Genomic DNA, 16,912 nt, shown 5'->3' on the forward strand with positions numbered 1-16,912 from the left:
ATGAGTATTCATATACTACAAAAAAAAATAGTGAAAGGTAGAATAGACCTTTCACTATAAAAATCACAATAATATAGTCTTGATTACGCCAGAGACTAACGATTCATCAGCACTGGCAAACTTGAATTCTCTAGCATATAACTTGTTACCCCGCCTAAAATAATTTGCTTCCAACGAGGATGAGAATAGGCACCCATACATAGTAAATCAGCATTAAAGTCATTACATGCTGCAATCATACTCTCACCTGTACTTCTATCACCTTTGATTCTACAAAGCTCTACATCAATACCATAAAATTTTATGTAGTTTTCGATATCTTGGATATTACCGCCTCTTTCTGCAAAGTCATCACTATACAAAATAGCGACTTTTTCAGTAGTGTCCATCCATCTTAGGGCTGCATGTAAGGCTGCGGCGGATTCTGCACTGCCATTCCACGCAATACAAACGCGCTTTCCAACACTTACGGGTTTTTCTTTGGGCGCAATTAAAATAGGACGCCCGCTTTCGAATAATAATGCGTGTAGCATTTCAGAAGATGAAATGTGTCCACCAGAATTAGGATGAGTTACCACGGTAATATCTGATAAACGAGACCAGTAAGTTGCCACTTCATTTTCTCTACCTGTTAGCGGGGTGAAACTGGCTGTTTTTCCTGTTTCTGCGACTTGGTTTGTTCCCCAGTTGACAAGTTTGATATTATTTTCGTCAACAAAAGCGTCGAAACTTTGACGAACATATTTTAATCGCTTTGTTCCTTCATGTTCTGCGATACTCATGACTTCTTCAATCATCGTTCCAGAAAGCCCTTCACCTGTCAAAGGAATGACATCTTTTTTATCGGGGCGAATATGTAAAACAGCTAAATGCGCATCATAATTTTGAGATAACAAATAAGCAGTTGCTAGTGTTGCATCTGTTAAAGGTGTTCCTTGAAGAGGCACAAGAATTTTTTTGACGTTAAGCATATTTAGATATTCCTTAATAAAAAATTCAATAATGAAAGGTACTTTGGTCAATGATATTTTTGAGCTAGAGCACCATCAAACATTCATTAATCTGTGGTTCAAATTATGACAGAAATAGGGAATTCTAGCAAAGAGTATTTATATTCATAAAGATGATAACAATTTAACATTCATGTGACTGACATAAAAACAACAAATGTGAAGAAATGTTTATCCTCTCTTCTTTCTATTATAAATTAGGTATTAAAAATTAATTGCGTTTTTTTCTCTTTTTTAACTATAATAACTGCGAATATATACATTTATCAAGTTAGCTAAAAGCTAGGGAATTGTCATGTCAAATGAAAACGCTGTACTTCCATTAGAAGGGAAGTTGATGCAGGGTAAACGTGGATTGATTATGGGAATGGCCAATAATCATTCTATCGCATGGGGAATTGCACAGGCTTGTGCTTTACAAGGCGCAGAGCTTGCTTTTGCATATCAAGGTGAAGCCCTAGAAAAAAGAGTCCGACCTTTGGCTGCCAGCCTAGGTTCCGATTATCTGATCGAATGTGATGTCAGTGACGATAAAGATATTGAAAACACATTTAAAAATATAGAAGAAAAATGGGGCAAATTAGACTTTGTCGTACATGCGATTGGTTGGGCAGATAAACAATATTTGCGCGGTCGTTATATAGATACCCCCCGAGAAGCTTTTTTAACCGCATTAGATATCTCTTGTTTCTCTTTTACCGCAGTAGCGAAAGAAGCTTCTAAACTGATGAAAGATGGCGGTTCATTATTGACCCTTACCTATCTGGGTGCAGAACGTGTGATGCCCCATTACAATGTCATGGGTATTGCCAAAGCTGCTTTGGAAAGCTCTGTACAATATATGGCTGCAGATTTGGGTGTTGATAATATCCGGGTGAATGCAATCTCTGCCGGCCCGATTAAGACACTTGCTGCCAGTGGCATTGGTGATTTCCGTTATATTTTGAAATGGAATCAATTGAACTCACCATTACAACGCAATGTAACGATTGATGAAGTTGGTGGTGCAGGCGTTTACTTCCTTTCTGATCTTTCCCGTGGTGTTACAGGGGAGATTCATCATGTTGATTGTGGATATCATATGGTGGGCATGAAAAACCCCACAGCGCCTGATATTGCGTTGGCATCAGAAGATTAATTTAATTTACTACTAGAAAGAGTGAGCATAGAGCCATGTCGTGCAATAGTTTTGGAACATTATTTCGTGTAACGACATGGGGCGAAAGCCACGGGCCTGCGATTGGGTGTGTTGTGGATGGATGCCCCCCGCAAATCCCTTTGACCGAGGAAATGATCCAACCTTGGTTGGATTTACGCAGACCTGGACAATCTAAATTCACAACCACTCGGAATGAACCTGACCAAGTCAAGATTTTATCAGGTGTTTTCGAAGGGAAAACCACAGGAACACCGATTTCTTTACTGATTGAAAATACCAATCAACGTTCCAAAGATTACTCTAATATTGCCCAATCTTATCGTCCTGGACATGCCGATATTGCCTATGATTTGAAATATGGCATTCGTGATTATCGTGGCGGTGGGCGTTCCTCTGCTCGTGAAACAGCAATGCGTGTGGCAGCTGGGGCAATTGCTCGATTGATCCTAGGGGATCAAATCAAAATCCGTGGGGCTTTGGTTCAAATTGGGGACTTAAAAGTTAATCGTAATCGTTGGTCTTGGGATGAAGTAAAAAATAACGAATTCTTTTGCCCTGATGCAGACATGGTGCCTCAATGGCAAGATTATTTAACCTCTATTCGCAAAGATGGCTCTTCAATTGGGGCTGTGATTGAAATTATCGCCGAAGGGGTTCCAGCTGGGTTGGGTGCGCCTATTTATGGGAAGTTAGATTCTGATATTGCCCAAGCAATGATGAGCATTAATGCCGTTAAAGGGGTTGAGATTGGTGAAGGCTTTAATGCTGCGACTTTACGTGGTGAAGAAAACGCTGATCCGATTTATCTGAATGATGGCAAGCTATCTTTTTCATCCAATCATGCTGGAGGGATTTTAGGTGGGATTTCAACAGGGCAACCAATTAATGTACGCTTTGCCGTGAAACCAACCAGCTCTATCTTAATTCCTCAACCTTCTATTGATTCAGAAGGCAACGCCACAGACGTAATTACCAAAGGAAGACATGATCCTTGCGTTGGTATTCGTGCCGTGCCAGTCGGTGAGGCCATGATGGCATGTATCCTTGCCGATCATTGGTTAAGACATCGCGGACAAATTGGTCAGTTTCGATCTAGTATTTTAGAGTAGGCATTATAAACAAAAAAAGCCTCTGGATCATCAAAAATCCAGAGGCTTTTTATTTTATTTATAATGTAGAATTATCACCAATTATGGCATATCAACACCTATTCCTGTTGCACAACTTTTATTATCTGATGTCGTATTAACACCAAATGACCTTTCTTCGGTTTTGATAGCATAGCTAATAGATGGATGCTGCACTGGATGAGGAGAAAGTAAAGAAAGAGTATTAAAACCATACTTCTTTTTTAATAGTTCAGTGCTCACACATTGTCTTTGATCCAAAGAAAAACGAAAAATCTCAACGGGGAGCTTACTCTTTTTTCTTGCTCTTACATCAAGCGCGGTAATTACAACTCCATCTTTTGTAATAAAAGAACCCCCATCATAGAAAGTAAAAAATTCATTTTCACTATTTAAATGAAGTTGATGATTAAATAATGACTGTGCTTTTTCCATAGTCGTTGGCATTGATCTAGGCAATGCGTCTATTAATTCAATCAATTTATAGTTTAATACAGGATAGTTTTTTGCCTCAACAGGGGCTGAATATTGATAAAGTTGTTGAGAGCACCCTGTTTCTAATAAGCAAAATACCGATACAAATAGTAAGGGAATTTTGATGTTCTTCAACAACTCTATCATAAGGCTCTCCATAATATTTGACGTTCGATAGGATAATACAAAACTATCGCCCATAAACGCCTATACTTGTTGCACAATTTTTATTATCTGATGTTGTTTCAACTCCAAATGATCTTTCTTTAGTTTTGATAGAATAACTAATAAATGGGTGTTTTACTGGATGAGGAGAAAGTAAAGAAAGTATATAAAAGCCATATTTCTTTTTTAACAATTCTGTACTGACACATTGTCTTTGATCCAAAGAAAAATCAATCATTTCAACTGGAAGTTTACTCTTTTTTCTTGCTCTTACATCAAGCGCGGTAATTACAACTCCATCTTTTGTAATAAAAGGACCCCCATCATAGAAAGTAAAAAATTCATTTTCACTATTTAAATGAAGTTGATGATTAAATAATGACTGTACTTTTTCTGTGGTTGTTGGCATAGACTTTGGCAAAGCGTCTATTAATTCAATTAGACTATATTTTAGCACAGGGTAATGTTGTGCTTCTGTTGGGGCGGAATATTGATAAAGCTGTTTAGAACACCCTGTTACTGATAAACAGAAAATTGTTATTATCAATAAACAGATATCTTTAACGTTTTTTTGCTGCAATAAGGTCATCACAATAATCTCCATAATATTGTCTATAGTTTCGATGATCATTAACGTCTATAACGCTGGGTTTCAGGGGTGCAAATATATCCCCTATTTTATATAAAGCACCCTGTTTATTATTATCTTTGATAATTTTTTCAAATCGATTCATTTGATTTAAATCATCTTTTCTGTTATTGACAAGATCTTCTTTATTACGAGTATTTATTAAAGTCTCTTGTCGAATCAAGATATTATTATATGCTGCGCTGGCCTCGCTACCGGGGCCAGATAATGCAGAGCGAATACAAGCCTCTTTAGACGAAAGATCATATTGTATCGCATTTAATGCATGTGCAACTTCGTGCGCCACAGTGGAGACTACATATTGTATCAAAAGTTTCGCAGAATTGTCTGTATAATTACCAGGATTAAATTGCCCATCAAAATAAATATAGCCAGGTTCATCATTTTTTTTCCATTTAGTTGCGCTTCCTTTCCCAGGTTCTCCCCATCTAAATGTCCAACCTCGATCTTTCAACTCTTGAATTTGCCGAGCTAATGTTGGAGAGAGTGAAACATATTTATCAATACTCTCTCCTAATCCCGTTTCTACTTTAACAGGTAGTTTTTGAAAAAACTCTTCAACCGTTTCCTCTTTGGGTGCTTGCTTACGACTTGCAACTAAATTATTGGTTCTGGATAACTGACGTTTTTGCCTTGGTGCCATTATCAACCTCCTTTATTATCATCGGTAAGATTGACATCCATCACCACTTCTTTGGCACTGTTGGCACAAACACCAAATTCTGGACGATATTCGAAATAACTAATCACAGAACACGAATCGTTATATTGTCCTTCATCATTGATGAAATCTGGTTCAATCTTCACATCATCACTATATAATGGAAACAAAATACTATCATATTGTTCGAACTGCTCACTTGCCCAAGCATCATTAAACCTGGCCGTAAAAGCCTTGGCCATTTGCATTGCCTCGGCATTTTCCGTTCCAATAAACATCATGCTCATGGTAATTTGTGATCTTGACCATAGGATTTTATGTTGATCTGTATAACGCGTTTCAGAAGAGGATAATGATTTTTCATCAATCACTTGCAATACAACACAAGGGGGCTTAGGGATTGCAACACGATTACTAAGCCCTTTGATAACTTGCAGTTTTGCGCCTTTAATCGGGATGGCTTTTTGAAGAAATTTACCGACTAAATTATACATTTCTTTGTAAGATAATGTTTTTAGTTTTGGAAACTCTTTGTCTTTTGGAGCTTTAGCGGTAACTTTTGCTGGTTTTTTATCGTTTTTTTCGTCTGTCATTTGTATTTTCCTTTTGAGATAATATGTTAAGACACAAAAAAAGACGCAGTTATTGCGTCTTTGGTTTAAGTATCTTGTAATTTTTAAGAGATTTTAGGCATAAAAAAACGACCTGTAAAAGGGTCGTTCTAAATTATAGATATGAATATATTATTCTATTTATATTATTTCATAATTGTTCAATAGTTTTAAGAATTGATGTGATAGTTAATTACAATCTCACTTTTTTATTCACCAACCAATTGATACAAAACTGTTCTACGCAACTGGCAATCTTCCAACTCTAATGTCGTAGGGATGTCATACGTGCAAACTGGGGTCAGTTCTTTTTTGGGTAAATAACTACGCCCTGGGTCGGCAATAAATACAGTTGCTCCTTGCTTGGCACATTCTTTTAACCATGGCCAGATATGTTGAGTCATTGGAGCTTCATAGCAAACATCCCCACAAAAAATAATATCCCACGTGCAAGGCTGCCCAACCACATCATTCGAGTTCTTATCTAACAATACGTGATTCACTTTGGCATTTAACGCACAAGATTTCTGTGCCAATGGATCAATATCAGCCACTTCAATATACGCTGCACCACTCTTTGCTGCAGCAATCGCTGCAATGCCACAGCCAGCTGCAAAATCCAGAACTCTTTTGTCTTTGACTAATTTAGGATTATCCAAAATATATCGTGCCAATGCTTTTCCACCTGGCCATGCAAATGCCCAAAAAGGAGGCTCTATATTTTGATGATTTAACCAAGCCTCTGTGACTTGCCAAATTGGTGTAATCTCACTGGCTTGATACAACATAATTTCTGGCACAAAATCTGTTTTTTCAAGTGCAGTATGTTGGGTAATTAGATGTTCAAACTGGGAAAAATTCGTCATTAAATGATGTTACCTATCAAAAGAGCCAAAGCAATAAGAATCCCTACATCTCTGTTTGATTTAAAAAGCGTTAAACAAACTTTGGGGTTATGTAAGTCAAATTTCTGAATCTGCCAGACGAAATGTGCAATCGGTAACAATAATACCAGTAACGCAAGGAATGAATTGTGATTTAAAATACTTGTCACAATTAGAAAGAAAACACATAACGCATAGTTAATGGCGACAAATTGTTTGCCTGCTTCCCCAGCCCATCTGGCGGTTGATTTAACCCCAACACGTTGATCGTCTTCGATATCTTGATAGCCGTAGATTGTATCAAACCCAATTTGCCAAAAAATAGTTGCTGCATATAAAGCCGCTTGCGTCCATGACAAATATCCCGTTGCTGCTGCATACCCCAAAGGCGCACCAAAACCAAAAGTAAATCCCAATACCAGTTGTGGCCACCATGTGACTCTTTTTGCACCAGGATACAAAGCAACTAAGATTAAAGAGGAAGCACCTAATATCCAAGATAAAGGATTTAATTGCAATAAAACCACCAACCCTATCATCAGCAAAACAAATAAGAAAAAAAGCGCTTGTTTGACTGAGATAGTACCATTCGCAATCGGGCGTTGTTGAGTACGTGCAACTTGTCGATCAAAATCTCGATCCCAAATATCATTGACGACACAGCCTGCACTACGCATTACGACACTACCAATGGCAAATAAAATAATGAGTTTAATCCGTGTCATTGTGGGAATACCATGAGGCAACACAATCCCCCATACTCCAGGTAAAAACAGCAGCCAACTGCCAATTGGGCGATCAATACGCGACAATAACGCATAAGGTTGCCAAGATTGAGGAAGAAAACGAACCCAAGATAAATTTATATCTGAACGTGAAGAAGACTGATTCACAACATATCCTGATAAAATAATAAGAAATAAGATAAACAAGAATACAAGGTTATCTTCTTATAGTAATATAAAATTGTTTTCATTCTTTTTTATAATTTATCACTTTATTGAGCTTATATGTCGTTTATTCCTCGTATTTATATTGATCCACAAGAATTTGAGGCATTATCAATTGGTAATGACTATGCCATTTCTGCTGCTACAGCACATTATCTTGGAACGGTTTTGCGGTTAAAACCGCTTGAACAAGTTGTTCTTTTTAATGAACGAGATGGTGAGTGGTCATGTCAAATTAATCATATTGCGAAAAATAAGGGCACGATTGAACCTATTCAGCAATTACGCCTGCCCATCACACCGTTAGGCCCAACTTTGATTTTCGCACCGTTAAAACGCGATGCTACTGATTTAGCCATTCGCATGGCGACAGAGCTAGGTGTAAAAACCATTCAACCAGTAAAAACTTTACGCACCAATACCCCCAAAATTAAAGAAGAACGTTTTCGATCCATTACAATTGAAGCCGCCGAACAAAGTAATCGAATAACCATTCCCGAAATAAAACCGATTATTTCTTTGTTTGATTTTTGTTCTGCTTGGCCAAAAGACAGAACCTTATGGGTTGCTGTGGAACGATGTGCTGAGTATCGTATCTCGCCCAATACCACACAAAACTATGGTGGAAATGATGGTATTTTGATCGGCCCAGAAGGTGGCTTTGACCCAAATGAAATAAAAAATTTACTTCTTTATGATTTTGTGCAACCTTTATCTCTTGGTAACTTAATTTTAAAAGCAGAAACTGCTATTGTTGCAGGGCTCAGCCTGTTTGCACAGCATGTTTGTGCTTAGAAAATGATGTTTCCTGTCGTTATCCTTTTGACCAGAATAGATAGTTGTGAATGTCCAGTATTTTAGATCAAGATCAAACACCAATTACCTCAACCACTCAGTTAGCCGAACATTTAGCTGAAGGCTGTAAGCCCATTCATAAATGGCGGATTGGTACTGAACATGAGAAGTTTGGGTTTATTCTTAACCAAGAAGACCCTCGCTATTTATTACCGCCTACTTATGAACCGAATGGTATCCAATCCATTCTGACCTCGATGCATCAAAGCCATCCCGAGTGGAAAGGCGTTTTTGACAAAGAGAACATTATTGGATTTGATACTGATCGGGGTGCTGTTTCTTTGGAGCCAGCAGGGCAGTTTGAACTATCAGGCGCACCCGTCAGCAATCTTCATGAAGCCAAGCAAGAAATGGAAGCCCATTTCCAAGATGTGCATCAAGCTGCTAATCCTTTGAATATTGGTTTTGCTCCTCTTGGCTTTCATCCATTTGCTACACGCGAACAAATGCCTTGGATGCCTAAAGAACGTTATAAAATCATGAAAGCCTATATGCCTAAAGTTGGTACCTTAGGGTTGGATATGATGACTAGAACTTGTACGGTTCAAGTCAATCTTGATTTTTCTTCCGAAGAAGATATGGCACGTAAAATGCGTGTTTCATTGGCTTTACAACCCCTAGCCACCGCTCTTTTTGCGAATTCTCCTTTTTACGAAGGAAAACCCAGCGGATATCAATCTACTCGTGCGCATATTTGGACAGATACCGACAATCATCGTTCTGGAATGCCAGCCTCTTTTTTTGAAACAAATTTCGGTTTTGAACAATATGTAGAATGGCTACTGGACGTACCGATGTATTTCGTCATTCGTGATGGAAAAATGATTGATGTTGCAGGAGAATCTTTTCGCGATTGGTTGAACGGCAAAGCCCCCAAAGGATTTGAAAACGAACAAGTCACTATGGGCGATTTTAAAAATCATATCACCACCGCTTTTCCTGATGTTCGCTTAAAACAATATATCGAAATGCGTGGTGCTGATGCAGGATCACCCGAAATGATGTTGGCAATGTCTGCGTTTTGGACTGGGTTACTATATGACCCAGAAACCTTAATAGCCGCAGAGGACTTAGTTAAAGAATATAGGTGGCAAGATTATATCGAACTTCGTTCTCAAGTTACTAAAAGTGGATTATCTGTCTTATTGGGAAAAGAAAATCTTCGTCATTTTGCGAAACGCGTGCTTGCTTTATCCATGCAAGGATTAAAAAAACGCAATATTCAAAATGCTACGGGACAAGACGAACAAATGTATTTAAATCCCCTACATGAAATCAGTAACGGTGGCCCTACACAAGCAGAATATTGGTTACAACGTTATGCAACTGTTTGGCAAGGCGATGTAAAGCATATTCTAGACGAAGCGAAGATTTAATAATTAGTAGGAAAATAATATAAAATGAATATATTTAAAAAAATCACTTTATTTACTATTATTACCGTTTCTTGCTTTCCATTACAATCTTTTGCAACTGATACTCCTAAAACAGAAATCTCCAGTTTAGAACAAAAAGCAAACCAAGGTTCAGCTGAAGCTCAATATGACCTTGGACAATTATATGAAAAAACAAATAATAAAGGAGTTTCTCAAGACTATTTCAAAGCTGTAGAATTATATACAAAAGCGGCTAATCAAGGACTAGCAAGCGCACAATATAGCCTGGGAAAATTATATGAAGAAAGCCGAGGTGTACCACAAGATTGTGCCAAAGCAGTAGAGTGGTATACAAAAGCAGCTAATCAGGGACTAATAGAAGCCCAATATAGTCTTGGAAAACTGTATGAACAAAATCACTCAAATGTTTCTCAAGATTATGTCAAAGCAGTAGAGTGGTATACAAAAGCAGCTAATCAGAAAATTGTTTTGAATAAAGAAAATATAACTTCTTACTTAATCCCTCAAAATTCATATAACAAACTAAAAAGTTTGTTATCATCATCAGATTTTAAAAAATCGCAAGATATTCTAAAAATTAAAGAATACTTAAAACAAGACTGTTTAAATAAACATCAAAATTCTTGTGATTTTTACAAAGAGCTAAATAATTAATGTTTTTTATTTGAGTGAATCTTAGTTTATCTTTTGTTGTGATGCCCTATGATGAAAAAATACATAGTTACAGTTATTTAAATGATTGGGTTCTTATGTTTTCCATCCTATTGGGCATTTACACATGTTAATTTCAATCCTTCTCACCATGTAGGTGAGGTGATTGGCGAATTAAATGGCGTTAAAGTTATTATAACGGTGGCATGAACACCGTTACAGGGCGCAATCTGGCTCCTGATGGATATAATCTAGGATTAAAATATCAATGTGTAGAATTTGTTAAACGCTATTATTACGAATTCTATCATCACAAATTGCCAGAAGCTCGAGTAGACGCCAAAGATTTCTTTGATATGAAGACTCCTTCTGGTCAAATAAATCGTGCCAGAGGGTTATTGCAATTTGATAATGGCACTGTCCAGCCTCAAATTGGTGATTTATTGATTTTCAAAGGGTATCTTTTGAATCCTTATGGGCGTGTGGCGATTATTTCTAAGGTTACAGACCATAACATCGAAATTATTCAACAAAACCCAGGCCCGTTTACTACAAGTCGTGTGACCTATCGAAACACAACAAATCAAGCTTAGCAATAGAGCATTCAAAATAATCGATTACTTGGTTTTTGAAGAATGCCCCCTATCCCACAATATTATTCCAATAACAAAGAATCTAACTCTAGCCCTTCGATCTCTTGTAAGGACTGCCCAACGATCCCTTGTAAATCACCATACATGCCAATCGTTGATTGCATCACACGATTAATTTGCTCTTCTCGTTTGGCCCATTGTTTTGTGATGACTTTCTTTTCTTTGTTTAAATCTTCTTGCATGGATGTGAATGCTTCAACAATTGCCTCAACACGTTGGCGAAAACGAGTACCAGTCAAATAATCATAAATCATTCCCGCTTTGGTCTCCTGTCCTTTTGCGCTTTGACGTGCGAAATGAATTTGTATCAAGGATTCTCTGAGTAATGTTGCTACAGGAAGAATAACTTTGGGATGAATAACCCATACGCCCTCGATACACTCAAAAGTTTCAACATTCTGAGGCAGCGCATGACTGATAATAATGGCAATATCGGCTTTGGCTGCACGTTGGTCGTCTTTTAATTTCATTAACCATTCATTATTCCAATGCTTGGTTCGTTTAGCCTCCCAAATCATTAATCCACAATCGACCCCATGAGGATTGAGCACATGCTGCAAAACATCCCCACCGAATTCTCCTTTGGGAACGGGCGCAATTTGATCCATATAAAACTGAGATTGAAGTGCTTGTTCCAAAAGCAGCTCTTGGACTTCGCCTTGTAATTGTTGAGAACTTTGTTCTGCCTTTTGTTTCAGCTCTTCAATTTTGCGTTGCATGGAGACAATTTGCTGTTCTTTTTCAGAAAATTTTAACTGAAAATTATCTTCTATTTCCTTACGAGCTTTCTCGTGAATTGCTTGGACATTTTCTTGCACACGTCTTTCAACGGTCAGTTCTAATTCTCTTTTTTGGTCTTCTAACTCACGCTGCTTTTTCAGAAATTCGGCTTGTGATTGTTGAGCTTCTTGTAACTTCTCATTATTTGTTTTTAATAAATTTTCTAACTCTTTAATCTCGGATGCTCTCCGATTTAACTCATCGGCATTTTGTTTTTGTAACTTGAGTCTCGCCTCTTCTATTAATTTTGCTTTTTCATTTTCTAAGGAAGATGCAACTTTATCCTCTATTTCCTTGGCAATATTTTGCTTTGTTTGTTGTAACTCATTTTCTTTAGATCGTAAGACCTGTTCTCGTTCCGAGATCATTTTCATAAATTCTGAGGTCTTGTGTTCGTATTCTTGTTTAGTTGCCATGACTAAAGGAGCTGCCAGTGATTCAGTTAATAAAATATCTGTATGACAATGCGGGCAACTAATTACAGGTTCAGTCATTAAAAATCACTTTCTTTATTCCGAGATGCTTCATTTATTTTTATAAAGTAAATGCTATAAATGGTTTTTCATAATAGATGGTCGTATCATATCACGATCTCTTACAATTTAAACAATCATCATCAAATGAGTATACTATTCAACAAATGAAAACTCTCGGCATCTGAATTTAAAATTCAGTTCATTCAACAACAGATTGCTATTGGATATTATTCCTATATTACCCATATAAAAATAGATTTTACTGATGAGTATTTTGTTCTGTATTAACCCCATATTTTCTAAATATACAAATATCTCATTTCCCTCTATACTTATAACTTTCAAGCAATGACTTGTAATCCTAAGGAAAAAATGATGAAAATTTGTGTATTAGGCGGCACTGGATTTATTGGATCTCATATTGTCAGCACTTTGATTGCAGAAAATCATCAAGTCGTTATTGGATGCCGCGATGCAGAGCGTGCCAAAATGATCTTTCCTGATGCACAATGTTTTAAAATTATTGCAGGCATCTCCTCTTCTCAACAATTTGTTGAAGCATTACAAGGTTGCGATGCTGTGATTAATACCATTGGTGTTCTTGGCAAACCAGGCACAACATTGGCAAATGATGCACACATTCAATTAATAGAAACATTAATCGCTGCTTGTAAACAAACCAATATCGACAGAATTGTCCATATTTCTGCGCTATCCTTAGAAGAAAATATTACCAGTGAATATGCAGATACAAAATTAAAGGGCGAGCAGCTTTTATGCCAATCAAACGTAGAGAGCATCATTCTGCGCGCTTCTTTTGTATATTCCACAGGCAGTTATGGCGGCAGTAGTGCGTTAAGAGGGTTATGCGCTATGCCATTTGCTGCTTTGTTACCCAATGGAGGCAAGCAAAAATTCCAACCGCTTTGGGCGTTTGATTTGGCTAAAATTGCTTTAAAAGCGTGCACATCATCTTTACCTGCTGAGCAAAATTTTCAAATCCTTTCAATTGCTGGTCCTGAAACATTAAATTTTGCAAATATTTTACAAAAAACACGACGGTGGTTAGGGATCAATCCTTGTAAGATCATATCTATGCCATTGATCGGTGCAAAAATAATGGGGAAAATTGGCGATTATTTCCCACTATGGGGATTTTCTACAGCGGTTGTCAGCCAACTAAATACCGATTTTATTATTCCCGACGAGCAAAAGAATAGTTTGGGAATCAATATGCGTTCTATGGATAAAGTGTATCAGACGCATCCCTCTTTTGTACAGGATCGTTGGCACAGCAAATTATTTTTAGCTCGACCTTTACTTGCTTTATTTCTTGCCTTGATTTGGCTAGGATCGGCGATTGCAGGTTTTATGACAACCCCAGAATATCTACGTACCATCCTGCCACAATTTATTGCTGCCAGCCCTTTTTCACTCTATCTGGTTTATCTATTTTCAATCATAGATGTTTATTTTGCAGTTAAAATTTTACTTGGAAAATGGTCAAATAAATTATGGTTGTCTCAACTCGCGTTAGTCATTCTCTATACGGTCGGATTAACTGTTGTTTTACCTGCTTTATGGTTTGATCTATTCGGATCATTGCTGAAAAATATTGCTGTTATTGGATTAATTGGGGTTATGTTATCCATAGCGAATGATCGATAAATGATCGGACTATTAAAAACACTGCATGTATTATGCGCTGTTATGGTGACAGGCATGGGGTTTGGGGTCTTTATTCATACGATTTTATTATTAAAACAAGGGCAACAAACACAAAGTTTGCAACTTCAAATTACGTCTTTAATTGCCAGTTTTATTCTATTTATGCCCGCCCTAGTGATCCTGATAATTTCAGGTTTTTTTCTAAGCCACTTTAGCACTATTTCCATGACTGAACCTTGGATTATTTTTGCAATTATTACAGGTGCCCTTTTAGGAGGACTATGTTTATTGTTTGCCTATTTATGTTTATCACTGCCTTTTCAAGAAAAACCAATTTTTTTAAAAACAGGCTGTTTACTTAGTGGTATAGGCTGGATTGGATTTGCTTTGGCAATGGCAGCAATGATTTTTAAACAGCACATTATTGGATAAACCTATGAGCATCTTTTCACTCTTTGTTTTTATCCATGTATTAAGTGCCACAGTTCTATTTGCATCGGGAATCATCACAGCAATTGTAATGGTTGAGGCCTTTATCCGAAAGCATCCCAAAGACATGGCGCTGGCCTCTCAACGGGTTGTCAAAGCAGACTGGTTCATGACATTACCCAGTGCCATCATACAAGCTGTCACTGGGATCATCTTAGTCCATATAATGCATATCCCATTTTCGACATTATGGGTTGTTTGGAGCATTATCTTATATAGTCTGTCCATTATTTTATGGATTATTGTTGTGCAACTCCAAATCCATATCGCCGAGTTGGCACAAATTGCACATGAACAACAAATTCCATTTCCCCAAAAAGGGTGGAGTTACTTTAAATGGTGGGTTGCTTTGGGGTGGCCAACGTTTTTGTGCTTCTTATTGATTTTTTGGTTAATGGTTACACGACCAATATGATAACATTTTTGTGATTAAGCTGCATTGTCTTATTTTTTTGAACTAATAACGATACACTGCACTCTAAAACATTATACGTTGGAACCTATATAAAATGACAAATGCAATTTCAATTGGTCTAGATTTTGGTAGCGACTCTGTGCGTGCGCTAGCCGTCGATTGTTCATCAGGGACAGAGCTTGCCACAGAAGTCGTTTATTATCCCAGATGGAAACAAGGACAATATTGTGTTCCATTAAAAAATCAATTTCGACAACATCCTTTGGATTTTATTGAATCATTTACCAAAGCCATTCAATCTGTGGTTCAACAACTGGGTGCTGCCGCCGATCATGTAATTTCAATTGGTGTCGATGCAACAGGTTCATCCCCTGCCCCGATCAATGAAAAAGGTCAAGTCTTGGCACTGTTACCTGAATTTGCAGACAATCCCAATGCTATGTTTATTTTATGGAAAGATCATACCGCCATTGAAGAAGCAGAGGCAATTAATAAGCTATGTGAGCAACCACAGCATTCAGAATACTTAAAAGGCTGTGGTGGTGTTTACTCTTCGGAATGGTTCTGGTCAAAAATCCTACATATTTTTAAACAAGATGAAGCCGTAAAAAAAGCTGCTGCTTCATGGATCGAGTGTTCGGATTGGGTTCCTGCGTTGCTTTCTGGCACCACCGCACCTCAAGATATTAAACGTAGCCGTTGTGCTGCGGGGCACAAATGTTTATGGAATGAACATTGGGAGGGGTTACCTTCCTATGAGTTTTTCAAAGATCTTGATCCTTCATTGATTGATGAATTACCCTATCCTTTATTTACAGATACATATACTGCCGAGGTTTCTGTTGGCACCTTAACCGCTGAATGGGCTGAAAAATTAGGACTCTCAGAAAAAGTGGTTATCGCTGGTGGTGGTATTGATTCCCATATTGGTGCAGTGGGCGCTGGTGCTAAACCTTATTCTTTGGTCAAGGTGATTGGGACATCAACTTGTGATATGCTAACAGCAGAAAAAGAGCTAGTTAATGATCGCTTTATCAAAGGCATTTGCGGTCAAGTCAATGGCAGTATCGTTCCAGGTTATATCGGTTTTGAAGCGGGGCAGTCTGCTTTCGGCGATATATTTGCATGGTATCAACGATTACTTTCTTGGCCATTACAACAATTAAAAAAACATATTTCTGATCCTCAAGAGTTAGAACAAGCAGAAAAAACCCTTTTAAATGATCTTGCACAAGAATGGTATAATCACATTGATTTAAATCACTTACCGATTGCTCTGGATTGGTTTAACGGACGCAGAACCCCTTATGCTAATCAACGCATGAAAGGCACAATCACAGGTATGACTTTGGCCAGTGATGCCCCTACTCTTTTCGGAAGCCTTGTCGTTGCCACAGCTTGTGGGGCGCGTGCCATTATGGAATGTTTCATTGAACAAGATATTCCTATTCATACCGTAATGGCCATTGGTGGAATCGCCAAAAAATCACCCGTGATTATGCAAGCCTGTGCTGACGTAATGAACCGTCCCATCGAAATTTCTGAATCCGATCAATGTTGTGCGCTTGGAGGTGCTATTTTTGGCGCTGTCGCCGCGGGACTATATAAAAATGTAACAGAAGCTCAACAACATATGGCCAGCCCTGTTGCTCAAACAATGACACCTGATCTGCAAAGAGCCAAACAGTATGAAGCTATTTACACACAATATCTAAAATGGTCGGAAATTTGTGAGCCACAATATAATAGATGAGAAAACCTCATTAATTTATGAATTGATTATGATTATTTTATAAAACATTATAATGTTGAATTGCAGTCTTTATTAATCTGTCCTA

Annotated in this window: 18 protein-coding genes; 10 read left to right on the top strand and 8 right to left on the bottom strand. The window is 37.7% G+C overall.

The features are described from left to right. Positions 1-95 precede the first annotated feature (95 nt). A complete protein-coding gene (locus tag PQG52_RS05475) occupies positions 96-971 on the bottom strand; it encodes a universal stress protein (protein WP_271828357.1) in 876 nt (291 codons plus the stop codon). Positions 972-1,305: 334 nt separating this feature from the next. On the opposite strand from PQG52_RS05475, the gene fabI reads away from it, so the two are divergent. Together fabI and aroC are read left to right on the top strand one after the other, a co-directional pair. After that, complete coding sequence (gene fabI / locus PQG52_RS05480) at positions 1,306-2,148, top strand: enoyl-ACP reductase FabI (RefSeq protein WP_271828359.1); 843 nt, start codon at positions 1,306-1,308, stop codon at positions 2,146-2,148. Positions 2,149-2,183: 35 nt separating this feature from the next. Then, on the top strand, positions 2,184-3,278 hold the full coding sequence (aroC, locus tag PQG52_RS05485; protein ID WP_271828360.1) for a chorismate synthase: 1,095 nt from the start codon (positions 2,184-2,186) through the stop codon (positions 3,276-3,278). Positions 3,279-3,359: 81 nt separating this feature from the next. On the opposite strand, the gene PQG52_RS05490 is transcribed toward aroC, so the two are convergent. The 6 genes from PQG52_RS05490 to ubiA form a co-directional block, all read right to left on the bottom strand. Continuing rightward, positions 3,360-3,971 carry a hypothetical protein gene (locus PQG52_RS05490; RefSeq protein ID WP_271828361.1) on the bottom strand — a complete coding sequence of 204 codons (612 nt, stop codon included), beginning with the start codon at positions 3,969-3,971 and terminating at the stop codon, positions 3,360-3,362. After that, positions 3,961-4,524: a hypothetical protein gene (locus tag PQG52_RS05495; RefSeq protein ID WP_271828362.1), complete on the bottom strand. Its 564-nt coding sequence runs from the start codon at positions 4,522-4,524 to the stop codon at positions 3,961-3,963. The genes PQG52_RS05490 and PQG52_RS05495 overlap by 11 nt, the downstream gene beginning before the upstream one ends. After that, positions 4,496-5,227: a hypothetical protein gene (locus tag PQG52_RS05500; protein ID WP_271828363.1), complete on the bottom strand. Its 732-nt coding sequence runs from the start codon at positions 5,225-5,227 to the stop codon at positions 4,496-4,498. Before PQG52_RS05500 ends, PQG52_RS05495 begins: the two co-directional genes overlap by 29 nt. A 2-nt stretch (positions 5,228-5,229) precedes the next feature. Continuing rightward, the gene (locus tag PQG52_RS05505) at positions 5,230-5,838 is read right to left on the bottom strand and encodes a phage neck terminator protein (RefSeq protein WP_271828364.1); all 609 of its coding nucleotides are present in this window, start codon (positions 5,836-5,838) and stop codon (positions 5,230-5,232) included. Positions 5,839-6,065: 227 nt separating this feature from the next. Beyond that, positions 6,066-6,722, bottom strand: a complete 657-nt coding sequence (locus tag PQG52_RS05510; protein WP_271828365.1) for a class I SAM-dependent methyltransferase — start codon at positions 6,720-6,722, stop codon at positions 6,066-6,068. Beyond that, the gene (gene ubiA / locus PQG52_RS05515; protein ID WP_271789718.1) at positions 6,722-7,633 is read right to left on the bottom strand and encodes a 4-hydroxybenzoate octaprenyltransferase; all 912 of its coding nucleotides are present in this window, start codon (positions 7,631-7,633) and stop codon (positions 6,722-6,724) included. Before ubiA ends, PQG52_RS05510 begins: the two co-directional genes overlap by 1 nt. 117 nt (positions 7,634-7,750) lie before the next feature. Between ubiA and PQG52_RS05520 the strand changes: the two genes are divergently transcribed. The 4 genes from PQG52_RS05520 (at position 7,751) to PQG52_RS05535 (ending at position 11,186) form a co-directional block, all read left to right on the top strand. After that, the gene (locus PQG52_RS05520) at positions 7,751-8,485 is read left to right on the top strand and encodes an RsmE family RNA methyltransferase (RefSeq protein ID WP_271828366.1); all 735 of its coding nucleotides are present in this window, start codon (positions 7,751-7,753) and stop codon (positions 8,483-8,485) included. 50 nt (positions 8,486-8,535) lie between these two features. Beyond that, the gene (locus tag PQG52_RS05525; RefSeq protein WP_271828367.1) at positions 8,536-9,921 is read left to right on the top strand and encodes a glutamate--cysteine ligase; all 1,386 of its coding nucleotides are present in this window, start codon (positions 8,536-8,538) and stop codon (positions 9,919-9,921) included. A gap of 24 nt (positions 9,922-9,945) precedes the next feature. Next, complete coding sequence (locus tag PQG52_RS05530; protein WP_271828368.1) at positions 9,946-10,596, top strand: tetratricopeptide repeat protein; 651 nt, start codon at positions 9,946-9,948, stop codon at positions 10,594-10,596. Positions 10,597-10,799: 203 nt separating this feature from the next. Beyond that, complete coding sequence (locus PQG52_RS05535) at positions 10,800-11,186, top strand: CHAP domain-containing protein (protein WP_271828370.1); 387 nt, start codon at positions 10,800-10,802, stop codon at positions 11,184-11,186. A gap of 62 nt (positions 11,187-11,248) precedes the next feature. On the opposite strand, the gene PQG52_RS05540 is transcribed toward PQG52_RS05535, so the two are convergent. Continuing rightward, on the bottom strand, positions 11,249-12,520 hold the full coding sequence (locus PQG52_RS05540) for a DUF2130 domain-containing protein (RefSeq protein ID WP_271828371.1): 1,272 nt from the start codon (positions 12,518-12,520) through the stop codon (positions 11,249-11,251). Between the two features lie 354 nt (positions 12,521-12,874). Between PQG52_RS05540 and PQG52_RS05545 the strand changes: the two genes are divergently transcribed. From PQG52_RS05545 to PQG52_RS05560, 4 genes are all read left to right on the top strand, one after another. After that, on the top strand, positions 12,875-14,170 hold the full coding sequence (locus tag PQG52_RS05545) for an SDR family oxidoreductase (protein WP_271828373.1): 1,296 nt from the start codon (positions 12,875-12,877) through the stop codon (positions 14,168-14,170). Then, a complete protein-coding gene (locus tag PQG52_RS05550) occupies positions 14,171-14,602 on the top strand; it encodes a DUF2269 family protein (RefSeq protein ID WP_271828375.1) in 432 nt (143 codons plus the stop codon). Between the two features lie 4 nt (positions 14,603-14,606). Continuing rightward, positions 14,607-15,074: a DUF2269 family protein gene (locus PQG52_RS05555; protein WP_271828377.1), complete on the top strand. Its 468-nt coding sequence runs from the start codon at positions 14,607-14,609 to the stop codon at positions 15,072-15,074. 94 nt (positions 15,075-15,168) lie between these two features. Next, entirely contained in the window at positions 15,169-16,827 is a 1,659-nt protein-coding gene (locus PQG52_RS05560) for a ribulokinase (RefSeq protein WP_271828378.1), read from the top strand. The last annotated feature ends 85 nt before the right edge of the window (positions 16,828-16,912 follow it).

Origin of the sequence: Commensalibacter communis, assembly GCF_947179105.1 — a bacterium.
Lineage (GTDB): Bacteria > Pseudomonadota > Alphaproteobacteria > Acetobacterales > Acetobacteraceae > Commensalibacter > Commensalibacter communis.

Bases quoted from the DNA above. Each gene is read 5' to 3' on its own strand.
- PQG52_RS05475 (WP_271828357.1), bottom strand. From the start codon at position 971: ATGCTTAACGTCAAAAAAATTCTTGTGCCTCTTCAAGGAACACCTTTA.
- fabI (WP_271828359.1), top strand. From the start codon at position 1,306: ATGTCAAATGAAAACGCTGTACTTCCATTAGAAGGGAAGTTGATGCAG.
- aroC (WP_271828360.1), top strand. From the start codon at position 2,184: ATGTCGTGCAATAGTTTTGGAACATTATTTCGTGTAACGACATGGGGC.
- PQG52_RS05490 (WP_271828361.1), bottom strand. From the start codon at position 3,971: ATGGGCGATAGTTTTGTATTATCCTATCGAACGTCAAATATTATGGAG.
- PQG52_RS05495 (WP_271828362.1), bottom strand. From the start codon at position 4,524: ATGACCTTATTGCAGCAAAAAAACGTTAAAGATATCTGTTTATTGATA.
- PQG52_RS05500 (WP_271828363.1), bottom strand. From the start codon at position 5,227: ATGGCACCAAGGCAAAAACGTCAGTTATCCAGAACCAATAATTTAGTT.
- PQG52_RS05505 (WP_271828364.1), bottom strand. From the start codon at position 5,838: ATGACAGACGAAAAAAACGATAAAAAACCAGCAAAAGTTACCGCTAAA.
- PQG52_RS05510 (WP_271828365.1), bottom strand. From the start codon at position 6,722: ATGACGAATTTTTCCCAGTTTGAACATCTAATTACCCAACATACTGCA.
- PQG52_RS05520 (WP_271828366.1), top strand. From the start codon at position 7,751: ATGTCGTTTATTCCTCGTATTTATATTGATCCACAAGAATTTGAGGCA.
- PQG52_RS05525 (WP_271828367.1), top strand. From the start codon at position 8,536: ATGTCCAGTATTTTAGATCAAGATCAAACACCAATTACCTCAACCACT.
- PQG52_RS05530 (WP_271828368.1), top strand. From the start codon at position 9,946: ATGAATATATTTAAAAAAATCACTTTATTTACTATTATTACCGTTTCT.
- PQG52_RS05535 (WP_271828370.1), top strand. From the start codon at position 10,800: ATGAACACCGTTACAGGGCGCAATCTGGCTCCTGATGGATATAATCTA.
- PQG52_RS05540 (WP_271828371.1), bottom strand. From the start codon at position 12,520: ATGACTGAACCTGTAATTAGTTGCCCGCATTGTCATACAGATATTTTA.
- PQG52_RS05545 (WP_271828373.1), top strand. From the start codon at position 12,875: ATGATGAAAATTTGTGTATTAGGCGGCACTGGATTTATTGGATCTCAT.
- PQG52_RS05550 (WP_271828375.1), top strand. From the start codon at position 14,171: ATGATCGGACTATTAAAAACACTGCATGTATTATGCGCTGTTATGGTG.
- PQG52_RS05555 (WP_271828377.1), top strand. From the start codon at position 14,607: ATGAGCATCTTTTCACTCTTTGTTTTTATCCATGTATTAAGTGCCACA.
- PQG52_RS05560 (WP_271828378.1), top strand. From the start codon at position 15,169: ATGACAAATGCAATTTCAATTGGTCTAGATTTTGGTAGCGACTCTGTG.